This is a genomic window from Candidatus Villigracilis saccharophilus (genome assembly GCF_016711665.1).
Map to the genome: position 1 here is coordinate 38555 of NZ_JADJSO010000081.1, position 15577 is coordinate 54131.

At 49.6% G+C, this 15577-nt stretch carries 15 protein-coding genes; all 15 read left to right on the forward strand.

What is annotated here, in order from left to right; genetic code table 11:
• Nucleotides 1-104: 104 nt before the first annotated feature.
• The 15 genes from IPL17_RS25270 to flgB all read left to right on the forward strand — a co-directional run bounded on the left by IPL17_RS25270 (nt 105) and on the right by flgB (nt 15576).
• Nucleotides 105-1706 carry a glycosyltransferase family 92 protein gene (locus IPL17_RS25270; RefSeq protein ID WP_345309862.1) on the forward strand — a complete coding sequence of 534 codons (1602 nt, stop codon included), beginning with the start codon at nt 105-107 and terminating at the stop codon, nt 1704-1706.
• A gap of 27 nt (nt 1707-1733) precedes the next feature.
• A complete protein-coding gene (locus IPL17_RS25275; protein WP_345309863.1) occupies nt 1734-3362 on the forward strand; it encodes a glycosyltransferase family 92 protein in 1629 nt (542 codons plus the stop codon).
• Between the two features lie 347 nt (nt 3363-3709).
• On the forward strand, nt 3710-5233 hold the full coding sequence (locus IPL17_RS25280) for a flagellin (protein WP_345309864.1): 1524 nt from the start codon (nt 3710-3712) through the stop codon (nt 5231-5233).
• A gap of 108 nt (nt 5234-5341) precedes the next feature.
• Nucleotides 5342-7024: a flagellar filament capping protein FliD gene (gene fliD / locus IPL17_RS25285; protein ID WP_345309865.1), complete on the forward strand. Its 1683-nt coding sequence runs from the start codon at nt 5342-5344 to the stop codon at nt 7022-7024.
• Nucleotides 7025-7123: 99 nt separating this feature from the next.
• Nucleotides 7124-7465 carry a flagellar protein FlaG gene (locus IPL17_RS25290; RefSeq protein ID WP_345309866.1) on the forward strand — a complete coding sequence of 114 codons (342 nt, stop codon included), beginning with the start codon at nt 7124-7126 and terminating at the stop codon, nt 7463-7465.
• Between the two features lie 236 nt (nt 7466-7701).
• The gene (locus IPL17_RS25295) at nt 7702-8073 is read left to right on the forward strand and encodes a flagellar export chaperone FliS (RefSeq protein ID WP_345309867.1); all 372 of its coding nucleotides are present in this window, start codon (nt 7702-7704) and stop codon (nt 8071-8073) included.
• Between the two features lie 244 nt (nt 8074-8317).
• Nucleotides 8318-8764 carry a flagellar basal body rod protein FlgC gene (gene flgC, locus IPL17_RS25300; RefSeq protein WP_345309868.1) on the forward strand — a complete coding sequence of 149 codons (447 nt, stop codon included), beginning with the start codon at nt 8318-8320 and terminating at the stop codon, nt 8762-8764.
• 2 nt (nt 8765-8766) lie between these two features.
• Complete coding sequence (gene fliE / locus IPL17_RS25305; protein WP_345309869.1) at nt 8767-9072, forward strand: flagellar hook-basal body complex protein FliE; 306 nt, start codon at nt 8767-8769, stop codon at nt 9070-9072.
• 20 nt (nt 9073-9092) lie between these two features.
• Nucleotides 9093-10814, forward strand: coding sequence for a flagellar basal-body MS-ring/collar protein FliF (gene fliF / locus IPL17_RS25310; RefSeq protein ID WP_345309870.1), 1722 nt, complete (start codon nt 9093-9095; stop codon nt 10812-10814).
• Nucleotides 10814-11818, forward strand: coding sequence for a flagellar motor switch protein FliG (gene fliG, locus IPL17_RS25315; RefSeq protein ID WP_345309871.1), 1005 nt, complete (start codon nt 10814-10816; stop codon nt 11816-11818). The genes fliF and fliG overlap by 1 nt, the downstream gene beginning before the upstream one ends.
• Nucleotides 11802-12812 (forward strand): FliH/SctL family protein, encoded by a 1011-nt coding sequence (locus tag IPL17_RS25320; protein ID WP_345309872.1) that lies wholly within the window; start codon nt 11802-11804, stop codon nt 12810-12812. The genes fliG and IPL17_RS25320 overlap by 17 nt, the downstream gene beginning before the upstream one ends.
• Before the next feature lie 3 nt (nt 12813-12815).
• Nucleotides 12816-14147: a FliI/YscN family ATPase gene (locus IPL17_RS25325; protein ID WP_345309873.1), complete on the forward strand. Its 1332-nt coding sequence runs from the start codon at nt 12816-12818 to the stop codon at nt 14145-14147.
• Nucleotides 14148-14161: 14 nt separating this feature from the next.
• Nucleotides 14162-14614: a hypothetical protein gene (locus IPL17_RS25330; RefSeq protein ID WP_345309874.1), complete on the forward strand. Its 453-nt coding sequence runs from the start codon at nt 14162-14164 to the stop codon at nt 14612-14614.
• A 6-nt stretch (nt 14615-14620) separates the two neighbouring features.
• Nucleotides 14621-15175 (forward strand): lytic transglycosylase domain-containing protein, encoded by a 555-nt coding sequence (locus tag IPL17_RS25335; RefSeq protein ID WP_345309875.1) that lies wholly within the window; start codon nt 14621-14623, stop codon nt 15173-15175.
• Nucleotides 15176-15177: 2 nt separating this feature from the next.
• The gene (gene flgB, locus IPL17_RS25340; RefSeq protein ID WP_345309876.1) at nt 15178-15576 is read left to right on the forward strand and encodes a flagellar basal body rod protein FlgB; all 399 of its coding nucleotides are present in this window, start codon (nt 15178-15180) and stop codon (nt 15574-15576) included.
• The last annotated feature ends 1 nt before the right edge of the window (nt 15577 follow it).

Genomic DNA, 15577 nt, shown 5'->3' on the forward strand with positions numbered 1-15577 from the left:
GGATATTGACATGTGTAATTACATTGTCTACTCGAGATTTGTTTGGGAATTAACTGAAGCGTGTCTTTGTCTGGGAAGCTCGTTTATTTAATCTGTGGTGCTGTATGGACTATCTAAGTTTATGTCTGATCTGCAAGGATGAGAACGATTACCTGCCAGAATGGCTGGATTATCACATTCTGATGGGTGTTGATCGTTTTTATATTTATGATAACGAAAGCCGGGTGAGCCTGCGTGAGAGTCTTAAGGATTATATCGATCGCAGTTGGGTCGTAGTGGTGGACATTACTGGAAGAGCGATGCAGTTGTCCGCCTACGATCATTGCCTGCAGAATTTTGGGGGGAATACTTTTTGGATGGGATTCATCGACACGGATGAATTTCTCGTACCAAAAACCACATTCGACCTGAAGGAATTGCTCAAGGAGTATGAGGGATTTGGCGGGTTGGCAGTAAGCTCTGTATTTTTTGGGTCCAATGGGAATCAATCCCGCCCTGCCGCCGGGCAGATCGCTTCTTATACAAGCTGTGTTCATGAGGCCTTCAAAGAATATGAGTTCGTAAAAAGCATTGTCCAGCCGGCGCAAACATTGATGCCGAATTCCCCGCATGATTTTATTTATAAGAAAGACGCATATTGTGTGAATGAAGGTTTTCTGCGTGTTGATGGACAGCGTTTTCCGATCAAGACAGAAAAGATTCAACTTAATCACTATTATTGCCGCTCTGAAGATGAAATTGATCTAAAAGTACGGCGCGGGCGCGGGGCAATGAACGCCGCCTGGCCGCGCAGACGGTTTGATGTGATAAATTTTCTAGCCACTTACGAAGAACTTAGCATCCTCCAAAAATTAGATCAGCACTTTCAGAAAGCAAATCTCGACTCTTCTGTTCTTTTAACTGACCCCAGGCGCGCTCGCCTGCTCGAAAATATGTCTGCACTGACTCGATTCCGTTATGCATCCGAGCTGGAAATAGCGCTGCCGGTTACAGCAGAGAATTTTCGGGCCGAATTCTCCAATATGGCGGTTCTAAGGGATCAAATTCAAACAGCCCTCGACAAAAAGGATTTGCATGAGGCAAAACGCCTCATGATGCTTCGTCTGCAAATGGTACCGCAGATCATTATTCTTTATTCCGATCTGTCAAGTTGCCTGCTTGATCTAGGCGAGCCTGCTGCTGCCTGGCAGATGTTAAGCCGGGCATGGCAAATCTCCCCAAATAATTATGTTATTTTAGGCGGCATGGCTTTTTATTTTCTCAGAGTAAAAAATTTTACTATGGCCGAGAGCACCTGCCGTCTTTTGTTGGAATTAGCGCCTCACGATATGGTTGCATTGGGAATGCTGACACACAGCCTGCTTGGGCAGGAACGATTTGAGGAAGCCATTCGGATCGGCACGCCGGTTGTGGAACTTTCTGCACAAGTGGGGGAATTGCCGGATCGGATGGGTGTGTTTCTGGTCAAGAAAATGGCAGATTATCTTTTGGAAAAGAAGGATTATCAAGGAGCCGTAAGCCTCTGGGAAAGCGGGGTGAAATGCCAGCCTGATGACCTGAACGCGTTGCTTGAACTTATTCAAGCCATGCTGCTTGCCGGCGATAGGTCAGGCACTCTCAAGTACCTGACCCGTGCCCAGGAACTTGCTCCGCGGAACGAGATTGTAATGAACCTGTCCAGGCAGGCAAATGTTATCGATCATTAATTAAATAAGCGAAATCAAGGTTTAAAAATGGATTATCTAAGTTTATGCCTGATCTGCAAAGATGAGAATGATTACCTGTCGGAATGGCTGGATTACCATATTCTTATGGGAGTCGATCGTTTTTACATCTATGATAATGAAAGTCAGGTTAGTTTGCGTGAGACGCTCAAGGAATATATTGAACGTGAGTGGGTCGTGGTGATGGATATACCTGGCAGGGGAGTGCAGTTATATGCCTACGATCACTGCCTGCAGACCTTTGGAATGTATACCCGCTGGATGGGCTTCATCGATACGGATGAATTTCTGGTTCCGAAAAACTGCTTGGATTTGAAAGAGCTGCTGAGAGAATATGAACAGTATGGCGGGCTGGCCGTCAGTTCCCTTTTTTTTGGGTCCAGTGGTCACCGTGAACGTCCCGCTGCCGGCCAGATATCTGGTTACACACTACGAACCCATGAAACTTTTCATGGAAATACCTTGACTAAATGTATTATCCGACCAGACCGGACCTGGATGCCATATTCGCCGCACGACTTTACCTATAAAGATAATTTCTGGTGTGTAAATGAGGGCTTTCTACGGGTTGATAACCAGGATTTTCCAAACCATATTGAAAAAATTCAGCTGAACCATTATTTTTGCCGATCTGAAAATGAGATTGAACTGAAATTTCGCCGCAGGCGGGGCGACACTGGCGGTACCTGGCCGCGAACTCGTTTTGATGTAATAAATCATCTGGCAACTTTCCAGGATACAACCATTCTAAAAAACCTCGCGACACTTATTAATGAGTCTGAGATTAACCGCGATATCCAAATGGAATTGCCAGTATCAGCAAGCTTACTGGAAAAAATGGCCGCCATGGCTTGTGCTCGACGTCCATCTCCTTTAGAGTTTTCCCCCCCGCATGACGTGATGTTCAGGGTTGAGATCGCCAATTTTTTGGATATTGAAGCTCAGTTTAAAGCGATAGAAGAACGGGGCGATCAGGAGGAAATTAAAATATGGATCCAAAAGAAGATTCAAATACTTCCTCAAAGGCTTACCCTTTATATAGATCTGGCAGTTTGTTATTTAAATTTAAATGATCCATCAAATGCCTGGCAGGTTCTGGGACAAGCCTGGCAGATCGCCCCCAACAGCTATACCAGCCTGTTCGGCATGACTTTTTACTTCTTACGGATAAAGAATTTTGCAATGGCGGAGAAGACCTGCCGCTTGTTATTGGAGATGGCGCCTCACGATTTAACATTCCTTGGATTTATGACGGAAGCGATGATCGGACAGGAGCGTTGGGAAGAAGCGCTTAAGATAGGTCTTCCAGTAGTGCAGCTTGCCGGTACTCTGGGTGGAGAATTGCCCGACCGGATGGGGGTCTTCCTGATTAAGAAAATGGCGGATCATCTGCTGGAAAAGAAAGATTTCGAAAAAGCTGTACTTTTATGGGAGGCGGGCGTGAGGTGTGAGCCGGGAAATTTAAATGTACTTCTTGAACTTGTCCAGGTACTGGTGCAAAAGGGAGATCAGGTCGCTGCGCGTCAACGATTGGCGCAGGCTCAAGCACTGGCCCCGCAGGATGAAAGAGTGAAGGCATTACTCAAACAGGTTGCACGCCTGCCTTACGGCGCTAAAACACACAAGCATAAAAAATAAACCCTCAGATGGCTGGATGGAAGGCTGTTTTCTGATTGTTTTGTCGAAAATGTACGCCCTTCAGGCAAAAAAACACACTTCTTTCAATTATGCAATTAATGTGATTTTTATGCCGATTCATCCCCAGTTGGCTCAAGTAAAAGGGGCTCCTGCCGAAACTATATGTAAGAATAAAAACTGAATATCCAAATCAAGTCCGCTGGAGGTCAAATATCGAAAAAGCAACCCAATATTTTCCTCGAACAAAAATGTCCGCAAGAAAGTTCTCAGGAACTCAATCGTAATTGGATCAAATTCAATAAGGGGAAGGATCCCCTTAAACTATCATTCAAACATGGAGGTTTGACATGGCTAACGTAGATGTAACTCGAATTGCAAGTAATATCGGCGCTCTTAACGCCCTTAATTCTCTTCAAAATATCAATGCGAAATTGGCATTGCACCAGACCCGCCTTTCCACCGGCAAGCGCATCAACAGCGCCCAGGATGACCCCGCTGGTCTGACCATCGCCACCAAAATGCTCGCCCGCTCGGAAGGCCTGAAGGTCTCCCTCGACAATATCAGCGATGCCAAGAACATGCTCTCCGTCGCCGAAGGCGGCTTGAGCAAGATGACAGACATCATCGTGTCGATGCGCAGCAAGGCTGAACAAGCTGCTTCCGATACCCTCGGCACTTCAGAACGCGCCGCGATCCAGGATCAGCTCTCCGCTTATGCCCAGCAGATCCAGGACCTGGTCGATCAGACCAAGTGGAACGGCGTCAAACTGCTCGATAACACCAGCGGTAACAAAGTTTTCCAAACTGGTGTGGATGAAGGCGAAACCACAACCTGGTCTCTCCCGAACAAACTTGACCCGACTACCTTAAATCTTTCTGATGTCGTCTCAGCTGATACAGCTACCTTTGTAGACGTAAGCGACTCATTTAGCGGTGGAACGACATCCAGCCAACTGGGCAGCATGTCCGAATTGACTACCGGTGACTATTCCTTTGAGATCCTGGACAAGGCTGTTTCGACCACGCAAGGCAAAGCCACATTGGATACAACGAGCAGCCTGCTCTCTGGCGTCAACGCCTTGGGCACAAGTGTCGGTGCCGCTGCGGAACTCACATCTGGACGCTACAACGTCAAGATCACCGCTGCCACATCCACCACTTCCACAAGCTATATTGTTACCAATCTGGATGACTCAAGCTGGAATACAACTGGTTCCATGACAGTTACAGCTGCCAATATCTCCGGTGGTAACCTCGTGAACGGCGCTGCCGCAGCGCTCGGTGTTTCATTGACCTTTGGTACTGACCCCTCAGGTTTGGTAGCTGGTCAATCCATGAACTTTGAATACATCGCGAAAAACGAAGCCAAGTTTGAGTTGAACGATGCTGCTGGCTCGGCTACTCAAATCGCTCGCAATGCTGCGGGTTCCATCTCTGGCTTGTATTCCTACAAAGCAGCGGCTGGCACGTTCCAAACTGGTCGCGGCGTCAGCATCACCATGGGCGCTTTTGCAAACATGGCGGCTGGTGAAACAGAACGCTTCACGTACCAACAGGCTAACAATTTCTCAGTGGACGTCTCCACTACCATCAAAGCTGGCGCGTACATGACCACAGCCAACTATGCTCTCGACAAAGTGACCAGCGCCCTTTCCGGTCTCGGCTCATTGATGGCTCGCTTGAGCTTCAAGGAAGAAGCGATCTCCACAGCTCAGGTCAATGTTGAAGGCGCTTACAACCGCATTATGAACGCCAACATGGCGGAAGAACAGGTCAATGCCAGCAAGTACACGATCTTGCAGCAAACGGCCACAGCCATGTTAGCTCAGGCGAATGCGGCCCCGCAAAGCCTGCTGGCCCTCTTCCGATAAGAGGTAATGGCTCGAACACGCAGATAAGTATGTTTCGGGGAGGCGCCTTGGGTGCCTCCCCGATATGGCTCTCAGAACATATAAATTTGCAGGATAACAAGGTGAAACATGGCTAACACGATCTCATCCATTGATAGTTCAATAAAGAGCTTGGCGCCTTCCTTCCAGACGGCGATCAAGACGATTATTGAATCTGAGAGTGCTCCGCTCAACAGGGTGCAGACTCAGAAAGACCAGATCGATGTGCGCCGTGGGGTCTATAAGGATATAAAGACAAATTTTGATGCGCTGCAATCTGCGATCCATGCGCTCATCAGTACTCAGGCAACCTATGGACTGACCACGGTCAGCAAAGTTTCCATTACACCTGGCACGGCTGGTACAACAGTCCTTAGCGCCACTTCATCTGAGAGTGCCGCAGCCGCAGATTACGATGTCGCGGTTACTCAATTGGCAAAAGCCCAATCCAAATCCACAGCTGCGGCGTTCAGCCCGGATGTCGCTTTGGGGAAGAGCGGTACCTTTTGGCTGGGAGGCACTGGCACAAGTGCGGTTGGTTTTACTGCGAATGACTCAGTCACGGGTTTGATCAACACTTCATCGGCCAGCGGCCAGCGTGAGTTGGGTACAGGCAGCTATACCGTAGAATCTCGCGATTCAAACGGAGTTCGTCAATTCCGTTTGGTTGATGCGGATGGGAAAGCGGTCTCGATCCGCAACCAGTCTGGCACGAACTACACCAGTGACTGGCAAAACATGTCTACCGGCAGTTATGATACTGGTCGTGGTCTGAACCTGACATTAAACGCTTTAGGAACAACCGCCAGCACAGCGCTAACTTATACCGCCGCTGGTACTTCGATCACGATCAACTCGTCAGATACTTTACGCACCATCACGACTGCCATTAACGCCGCCAGCCAGCCTGAAGGACGTGATTTCAAAGCTTCGATCGTGGCCAATAAACTGGTTTTGACCGGTTCGAAAAGCGGTGAAAACCACACCATGCTCTATACCGACGGCGCCGGACTTGGCTTTGGCGCAGATCTGCAGTCCGCCCAAAATGCCCTGTTCACTGTCAATGGCATGAGCGTTTCACGTGCGACCAACAGTAGCCTAACTGATGTCATCGATGGAACAACCATTACCCTGTCATCAGATGCGGAGGGCAAGAGCGCGCGGTTAAGTATTTCCGCCACATCTGACAAAGCCGCTGGTTTGATGAAGTCGATGGTGGATAAATTTAACGCGGCCTTGACTCACCTAAAGGATAAACTCACGTCCACTCCAACAACAACTGCTGACGGCAAGACCGCTTATACGCGCGGTCCGCTCAGCGGAGATCTTGGCTTCAGTAGTTTGAGATTTGACATGCTCAACCGATTAAACCGCAACATCACCAACAGCGGCAGTTTTAAGAATTTATCTGAGATCGGCATCACCTTCGATAAGGATATGAAACTGACTCTTGACAGCACCAAATTCAGTGACGCGCTCAAGAATCATAAGTCTGATGTAACCGCGTTATTAGATACCGGTATGGGTGATCTCAACACTTTGGTCTCTCGTTTCGCGGGCTCCAGCGGTTCACTGGCCAATACATTGACCTCGATTGATGATCAGCGTAAGAATTATGACAAACGGATTGCAAAGTACAACGAAAATTTAACGGTCCGCAAACAGACTTTGTACAACCAGTACCTGGGTTTCCAGACCCAGATCGCGGATTATGGTAGAACAGCAGAATGGCTTGGTATGTTTACAGGCACAACAACAGATAGCTCTGGATAAGGCGTTGCTTCTATAAAATAAAGCGCCGGCAAGCATGAGGTTTGCCCGCCAAGGAACGATATGTAGTAGTTCCATGCAAGGATGCAAGGAGTGTGTGTGATGAGTGAAAATTCGATCAGCCCAATCAGTAATGTAAGTTTAACCGCCGTGTCTGGCACGCTTCCCAAAGCGCAGGTCAAGACGCAGGCGAAAGCCCCGGTCAAGGCTCCGCTGGAATCTTCTGCCGATCATGATGTGTCACCAAAGCAGCTGGAAAATGAGTCTGAACAGTCAACATCGATCAGTTCTTCCAATGTTTCGGTCCATTTCCGCGTCAATGATGATACGAATGAACTGACCGTGTTCGTAGTCGATCGCGAAAACAAAAAAGTCTTGAGGACCATTCCGGCCAGTGAATTCTCCAAATTGAATGCCGGCGATATATTGCAGCTGACTGCCTAGGTCTTTGAATTAATTCGTAATAACATCTTGCCCTTCACCACTCTTTCAGGCTGCAGGAAGGTATTGCGTTACCTTTGTTTTTAAATCGTACGGAGCTTCTCGACTCCAGTCCCAATAAAAATCCCGGCTAAAAAATTTATGTTGAATTAACGTTGCAATATTCAAGATTGAGAAAAGTCAGCCGAAAATAATTGCATAGAACAAAACGCAAGAAAAAAATACGAGGATCAGAAACCATGTATCAAGCAGCTTATACCAATTCATACAAACAGCAAGAAGTGATCAGCGCCAGTCCGCTTCATCTGGTGATCATGGCGTACGACCTGGCGATCCGCTCCTGCGAACGCAAGGATTTCAATAAAGCCATTACAACGATCAGTGCCCTGCGCGACTGCCTTGATCTGGACTATCCGGAAGTATCCAATGGATTGTACAGTCTATACCAATGGTGCATGGATTGCATCCGCAAAGGCGATTACGCATCGGCCTCTCACATTCTGGCTGAACTTCGTGGCGCTTGGGCTGCAACTGAACAGAGCATTGCTGCCCGCAACAGTACAGTCAGTTCTGTTCCCGCTTTCACTTCTTTTGGGAACATCCTGGCTTAACATTCGTTGGTCATGCTGAGCGGAGCGTCTCATGCTTCCGCTCAGTAGAAAACATAAATAAGTTTTCAGGAGAATGTCGAACGGCTTTGACAAAATGCCTGATCTTGCAAAATAAAGCACAAGTGCCTTCCCGTAAGGGAAATGGCGCTTTGTTTTTTTAACATAAAATTTATTTTAACTTCACACAGCCTTTACTCCTTTATGCCGCCGAATTTGATACTATCTAGGCGACAAGGAGCATATTATGAGTTTTTGGGAAGCACTCCGTATTGGTTCATCCGGGTTGACAGCCCAGCGCTTGCGTCTGGACCTGATCTCGAACAATATCGCAAACGCGCAGACCACGCGCACTGAGGCGGGCGGGGCCTATCAGCGTCAGGATGCTGTTTTCATGCCTGAGGAGAAGAACGCTTTTCTGCCCAAGCTTGTCGCCGCCCGCCGCAATCAGTTGAGCAACCTGCAGGGCGGTGTCAAGGTGGCTGAAATAACCACCGATACACAGACAGGTCCGCGGGTCTATGATCCCACGCACCCGGATGCGGACGCGCAGGGCTTTGTCACATATCCGAACGTGGACATTGTGGTTGAGATGACCAACATGCTTTCGGCGACCCGTTCCTATGAAGCCAACCTGGCTTCGATCGAGGCGGTGAAACGCATGGCGCTCAAAGCGCTTGAGATCGGGAGGTAATCATGGCGATATCCTCCATTACTCCCAGCCCGATCCCGTCAATCCCGGATATTAATCCCGCGCAGAAGTCATCTGCGAGTTCGAATACCAGCGAGATCACCAAATCCTTTGAGAATATGCTTACTTCCCTGAACGATTCTCAACTAAAGTCTGATGCCCTGGTTGAACAAATGGCGCGCGGCGAAAGTGTTGACCTGCATGCCGTCATGATCGGGATGGAAGAGAACAATGTGAACTTCAATGTGGCGCTCGGCATCCGTGACAAGCTGGTGGAAGCCTATCGCGAAGTCATGAGAATGCAAGTCTAACTTTTTTTGGGACCTGAATCATGTTTTCAACTCTACAACAACAATTCCTTGATTTTTGGAAAAAACAAAGCCTGTCAAGGCAGATCACCTATGTAACATTAATTCTGGCGGTATTGATCCTATCGCCGGTATTGGTTAACTGGGCGAACACTCCCAGCTATTCCTCGGCCTATACCGGGCTAAGTGAAACAGACGCCGCTCAGATCGTTCAGAAGTTGGATGAGAACAGCATTCCCTATCAACTCAAAGACAGCGGCACGATCCAGGTGCCCAGTGACCAGGTCTACACAACCCGCCTGCTCATGGCGCGTGAAGGATTGCCAAAATCCAGCACAGTCGGCTATGAATTATTCAGCGGGACATCCATGCTGGGCATGACCGAGTTTTCGCAAAAGATCAATTATCAGCGCGCCATTGAAGGCGAGCTGGAGCGCACCATCGGCAGCCTCGAAGCGGTTCAATCGGTACGGGTCCATTTGGTGACCCCGGAGAAAGCTCTGCTTTCCTCCACCCAGGCACTGAGCACTGCCTCAGTTACCATTCAGGTTAATCTTGGTTATACACTGGATGCCTCTCAAGTGCGGGCAATTACTCATCTAGTCGCCAGCAGCGTTGAAGGACTTAAGTCAGAAAATGTGGTCGTGGTGGACAGCGAAGGCAATATGCTGGCGGATGGCATCAGCCCTGATGGCGAAACAAGCATGTCTCCCAAGGATGACCAGCGCGCCGCTGAATTGGCATATGCAGATGAAGTAAAAACACGGGTGCAGTCCATCCTGGATAAGATCCTCGGACCCAACCGCGCAATCGTGCAGGCCACCGTTGAAATGGATTGGACGCAGCGCGAAGTGACATCCAATTCATATGCGCCAACCGAGATCGCCCTGCGCAGTTCACAGATCATCAGTGAAAGTTCGACCAGCGGCGGTACAACGGGCGGAGTTCCAGGCGCCGCGTCAAACCTGCCCACCCCGGTGGCGACCACAACCGGTTCAGATGCTTCTTCATATTCACGCAATGAAGAGACTTTAAACTATGAGGTCAGCCAGACCCAGTCACATGAAGTCATCGCCCCCGGCAAGATCAGCCGCCTTTCAGTCTCCGTATCGGTTGACAGCATTACAGACGCGGATCAACTGGCTTCCATCAAATCTGCAGTTGAAGTAGCTGCGGGTATTGATATAGACCGTGGTGATCAGATCGTGGTTGAATCTTTTGCCTTTGACCGCACCGCGATTGACGCGTTGAATGCGGAATTGGCAAAACAAACCCAGCAGGAACTGTACCTCCAGATCGCGTATGCAGTGGCTGCATCACTTGCGATGCTGGGCATGCTGTTCATCGCGCTGCGCTACATCAACAATCTGCGTAACGCATCCAAGGAATCATGGAAGACGGTCATGCTGCCGGTATCCCAAATGGCCGCGCTGGCGGATTCCCAGCAGTCGTCTCCTGCATTGGAGCAGCAGCCTGCTAACCCCTTGTTGCAATCCACACCGCCCAGCGGTGCTTTACCCTCAGCTCTTGCCGCCATCAGCGCGCAAGCCGCGGCCATGAAAGCTCAAGCAGAAGCCGCTGATGCGCAGATCGAAGATGTGGTTGTGCAAGTGTCTTCCCGAAGAGAAAAGGCCTCGGCATCTGAAGATGAACAAAATGCCCGCATCATTGCCAGGCTGACCGAAGAGAACCCCGCCACTGTGGCAGATATTATCCAGATCTGGCTGAATGAGGGTAAAAAGTAATGGTCTCAGGGCTCGATAAAGCTTCTGCGCTCTTGCTTGGACTGGGAGTTGATCTTTCATCCAAGGTACTTCAATACCTGACCGAAGGCGAGATCGAACAGGTCCTTATGGTACTGGGGAAGTCCGGCACGGTTGCTCCGGAAGTTCGACGCCAGGCACTAAGAGAGGCGGTTGAATTAAGCAATACCGACAGCTCTGAACTGCGCGGCGGCGTTGAATACAGCCGTCAATTGTTGGCGCGCGCTGTAGGGCCTCGCCGCGGTACGGAGATCCTCGAACGCATTTCGATCCATCAGCAGCTCTCCTCTTTTGAGATGCTCAAGAACGCGAATTCGATCGAAGTGGCGAACCTGCTCCAGGAGGAAATGCCGCAAACGATTGCATTGGTGCTTTCGTATTTGGAAGCCAAAGTTGCAGCTGATATTCTGACCAGCATGACCAAGGAGAATCAGATCGAGGTGACCCTGCGTTTGGCCGCCATGGACAGAGTTTCTCCACAGGTCGTTCAGCAGGTTGAAAAAAGCCTTAAAAATAAACTATCCAGCGTGATCAATGAAGCTGATTTTCGGGCCACCGGCGGCGTGGCGTTTTTGGTGAAAATGCTCAATCAGGTCGATCGCGGCGCGCAGAAATCCATCTTTGAAGCGCTTGAAACAACCAACGCAAAACTTGTGGATGAAATTCGCGCCAATATGTTCACCTTTGATGATGTCATCAAGCTGGATGATCGCGCCATGCAGCGTATTCTGCGGGATGTCAATAAATCAGATCTTGCACTGGCTCTCAAGGGCGCGCCGGAACATCTAAAAGAAAGAGTCTATGCCAATCTATCAGAAAGAGCGCGCGAAAACCTAAAGGAAGAGATCGACATTCTCGGACCCCAGTTGGCCAAGAATGTTTACACATCCCAACGCAAGATCGTGGATGCGGTGCGTTCATTGGAGGAAGCCGGCGAAATTGTGATCGCGGGCGGCGGCGGAGATGAATATGAAGTCATTCAATAGATCCCGCCTCAATTCATCGAATGAAAAACCGCTGGCTTGGGATCCGCCTGAATTCAGCACCGATCTGGTGACTCCTGCAAATGAAGTTCAAAAGGAAAAGGTGATTGCTCTTTTCCAAAATGAAGAAGAGAGTTCCGCCGGCAATAAAGGAAAAGGAGTGCGGTCAGCACTGCAGCCGGTCGGGATGGATCAAAAATTCACGGTCTGGGAGCCTGGGATTACCCAGTGGCAATCTGAACCTGAAGTAGCGCGCAGCGCTGTCTGGAATATTATGGACTTTGAGGAATCTGTCTCTGACGATTCTGATGAGGTCGAAGAAATACAAGAAGTACAGGTAAGTCAGCAGATCCCTGAAGTTCTTTCGGAAGAAAATTCCCAACCGCGGCTCTCGAATACAGAACATGAGGTCTCGGCCATTCTGGAGCGCGCGCGTCTTCAAGCGGAGGAAATTCTTCTTTCCGCTCAAGCAGAGGCTGATAATGTGATTCTGCAAGCGCAATCTGAAATTGAGGATCAAAAGAAACAGGGATACGAGCAGGGTTTGAAGGATGCCCGCCTTGAGATGGATGATGCCATAAAAGCAGTCCGCGCTTTGGTCACAGAAGTGGACCAATGGAAAAATACCCTTATGTCACAGAGTGAACCGATATTGGTCGCCATGTTGAAGGAACTTTCCAGAAAATTGTTCGGTGATGGTATGGAATTGGATCCGCATGCTCTTCAGGCAAACCTGAACCGCATTATGGATAGCGCGCATGGATTGGGCGGCTTGAATATTTTCCTGAATCCCAAGGATGCGCGCATGCTGGATTCAGCATGGGTTGACCAGCAGCTTTTGATCTCAGGCGGTCAGGCAAAAATCATCCCGTCTGCGAATATCACCCGCGGTGGTTGTTACGTAAAAGGAAACATGGGAACCGTGGATGGGCGTGTGGAAACACAACTTGAAGCTTTGTTGAAGGCGTTTGACGAAGCGAGCATCCTGGCCGAGTAAATTATGGAAACACATAGCCCCGACCTGACCCGTTTTAGTAAAGCGATCGCCAATCTTAACCCGTTGTCTGTAACAGGCAAGGTTGTGCAAGTCGTTGGATTGACGGTTGAGATCATGGGACTGAATTGTCAGGTTGGCGAGATTTGCGAGATCCAAACCCGCAACAAGACTCCTCTGATGGCGGAGGCCATTGGTTTTCGAAACAATCGCATGTTGCTCATGCCGCTCGGCAGCATGGATGGTATTCAGCCGGACAGTACCGTGCGGTCAGTATCACCTTCCTTTAAGGCTCCAGTTGGCATGCCGCTGATCGGGCGTGTACTCAATGGATTGGGCGAACCGATTGACAGTAAAGGTCCCTTGAAAGGGATAAACCTGACATCCACCAACCAGTCTCCTCCGCATCCTTTACAGCGTTCCGCAATTGAAGAGCCGCTTGTGACCGGTGTGCGGGTCATTGATGGGATGCTGACTTGCGGCAAAGGCCAGCGTATGGGCATCTTTGCGGGCAGTGGCGTTGGAAAAAGCACGCTGCTCGGTTCGATCGCGCGCAACTCGGAAAGTGATATATCAGTGATTGCTCTGATTGGCGAGCGCGGCCGTGAAGTACGCGAATTCCTGGAACGCGACCTGGGTCCCGAGGGATTGGCGCGCTCGGTCATTATTGTTTCCACATCCGATCAACCGGCGCTGATGCGCTTGAAAGCTGCCTCGGTCGCAATGACCATCGCCGAGTATTTCCGTGACAGCGGCATGGACGTCATGTTTATGATGGATTCAGTCACCCGTTATGCCATGGCCCAACGCGAGATCGGTTTGTCGATCGGCGAGCCGCCGGCCAGCAAAGGCTATACCCCTTCCGTGTTTGCCATGCTGCCCCGCCTGCTCGAACGCGCCGGGCGGGGTGAAGTCGGTTCGATCACCGGATTCTTTACCGTCCTGGTTGAAGGAGATGATTTCAATGAGCCGATCTGCGATGCAGTGCGCGGTATTTTGGATGGACATATCATCCTGAGCAGGGCATTGGCGGCGCGCAATCATTATCCAGCCATCGATGTATTGAACAGTGTCAGCCGCGTCATGCCTGCGCTGACAACCAAAGAACATTTGCAGTTGGCGTCATTTGCGCGCAAGAACCTGGCTGTCTTCGAAAAAGTACGTGACCTGGTAAACATTGGAGCGTATGTGAAAGGTTCCGATCCCGAGGTGGATACGGCGCTGCGTGTAACTCCTGAATTAACTCGTTTCCTCCAGCAAGACCGTTCTGATATAAGTCCGTTTGAAACCACTGTGCAATCCATGGCTGAGATCAGTCGGAATTCTTCCGCCGCTTAAATTGAGGTAATCGCATGTCACCCAAATTCTCGCTACAAAATGTTCTGGACCTTCGTCACGGAAAAGTTGAATTGCTGGAAATTGAATTGGGCAAATTGCTTTCCAATCATCAGCAAACCCAGGCTTTGCTGGCCTCCTTGCAGGGGCATCAGGCAAACCTGCTGGATCAATTAAGCGCGGCTTTATCAGGCGAGATCGACCTGGTAAAAATGAGCCTGCTGCGTCTGAATGTTTTACAGGTTGGTAAACATATTGACATGGTTCTGCTTGAGCTGAAAAAACAAACCAGGGAAATTGAAGCCAAGCGCGCTGAAACTGTCAAAGCCAAGCAGGCTGAAGAAACCCTGGAAACCTTGAAAAGGAACCGTCATGAAATTTATCTGGCGGAACAGCTCCAGATCGAAGCCCAGACGCTGGATGATATTTATATCGCGCGGGCGTTTCGCAATCAACAACAGGGAGCCTAAATAAATATGGATAACTCAATTTTTACGAGTCAGATTCAATCTGTCATGCAAAACCTTATGCTAAGCCTGCTTGACAAATTGATGAAAAAGATGGACGCGACTGGATCGACAACGGGCACGCAGTCGTTATTGACAGGGTCGGCTGGCTCGTCCAGTCAGCCTGTAAGTGGAGATTTTTCCAGCCTGATCAATCAGGCTGCTCAAAAATATAACGTCAATCCCGCATTGGTGCAGGCTGTGGTCAAGGCTGAATCAAATTTCAATCCGAATGCTGTTTCATCGGCGGGCGCGCTTGGGCTGATGCAGCTTATGCCGGCCACCGCCAATGGTTTGGGTGTCGATAATCCGCTTGACCCGGCCCAGAATATTGATGGGGGCGTGCGCTATATCCGTCAATTGCTTAACCATTACAACGGCGATATCCGCCTGGCTGTCGCGGCTTATAACGCCGGACCCGGCGCGGTCGATCGATACAACGGGATCCCCCCGTATCAGGAGACTCAAACGTATGTCAATCGGGTATTGGGCTATTTCAATTCGAACAATGAATGGCAGGCGTAATCATGAGCGATTCCCTTTTTTCTGACATTTCATCGCTGACGGCTAAAGTTGCATTGGACGGACTCAGCCTGCGCCAGCAGGCCATCAGCCGTAACCTTGCCAATGTGGATACGCCGGGCTACAAAGCTGAGACGGTCAATTTTCAAGAGACACTGGACCGCATGATCGATAAAGGCGATTTGCTGCCTCTAAAAATAACTGATGAAGATCATCTCAAGACAGCCGCTGCCGAGACCGGCTTCGCTCTGAAACTGCGTCAGGGCGGCAGTTTCAGCGCTGATGAGAATAATGTGGATATCGATGTTGAAATGACAGATATGTCTGAGGCTGGTGTCCAGTATCAGGCAGTCAGCCAGGCGATCTCTAAAAAGCTAATGCTTCTCAAGACCCTGGCAAGGTAAC

Bases quoted from the DNA above. Each gene is read 5' to 3' on its own strand.
- IPL17_RS25270 (WP_345309862.1), top strand. From the start codon at position 105: ATGGACTATCTAAGTTTATGTCTGATCTGCAAGGATGAGAACGATTAC.
- IPL17_RS25275 (WP_345309863.1), top strand. From the start codon at position 1,734: ATGGATTATCTAAGTTTATGCCTGATCTGCAAAGATGAGAATGATTAC.
- IPL17_RS25280 (WP_345309864.1), top strand. From the start codon at position 3,710: ATGGCTAACGTAGATGTAACTCGAATTGCAAGTAATATCGGCGCTCTT.
- fliD (WP_345309865.1), top strand. From the start codon at position 5,342: ATGGCTAACACGATCTCATCCATTGATAGTTCAATAAAGAGCTTGGCG.
- IPL17_RS25290 (WP_345309866.1), top strand. From the start codon at position 7,124: ATGAGTGAAAATTCGATCAGCCCAATCAGTAATGTAAGTTTAACCGCC.
- IPL17_RS25295 (WP_345309867.1), top strand. From the start codon at position 7,702: ATGTATCAAGCAGCTTATACCAATTCATACAAACAGCAAGAAGTGATC.
- flgC (WP_345309868.1), top strand. From the start codon at position 8,318: ATGAGTTTTTGGGAAGCACTCCGTATTGGTTCATCCGGGTTGACAGCC.
- fliE (WP_345309869.1), top strand. From the start codon at position 8,767: ATGGCGATATCCTCCATTACTCCCAGCCCGATCCCGTCAATCCCGGAT.
- fliF (WP_345309870.1), top strand. From the start codon at position 9,093: ATGTTTTCAACTCTACAACAACAATTCCTTGATTTTTGGAAAAAACAA.
- fliG (WP_345309871.1), top strand. From the start codon at position 10,814: ATGGTCTCAGGGCTCGATAAAGCTTCTGCGCTCTTGCTTGGACTGGGA.
- IPL17_RS25320 (WP_345309872.1), top strand. From the start codon at position 11,802: ATGAAGTCATTCAATAGATCCCGCCTCAATTCATCGAATGAAAAACCG.
- IPL17_RS25325 (WP_345309873.1), top strand. From the start codon at position 12,816: ATGGAAACACATAGCCCCGACCTGACCCGTTTTAGTAAAGCGATCGCC.
- IPL17_RS25330 (WP_345309874.1), top strand. From the start codon at position 14,162: ATGTCACCCAAATTCTCGCTACAAAATGTTCTGGACCTTCGTCACGGA.
- IPL17_RS25335 (WP_345309875.1), top strand. From the start codon at position 14,621: ATGGATAACTCAATTTTTACGAGTCAGATTCAATCTGTCATGCAAAAC.
- flgB (WP_345309876.1), top strand. From the start codon at position 15,178: ATGAGCGATTCCCTTTTTTCTGACATTTCATCGCTGACGGCTAAAGTT.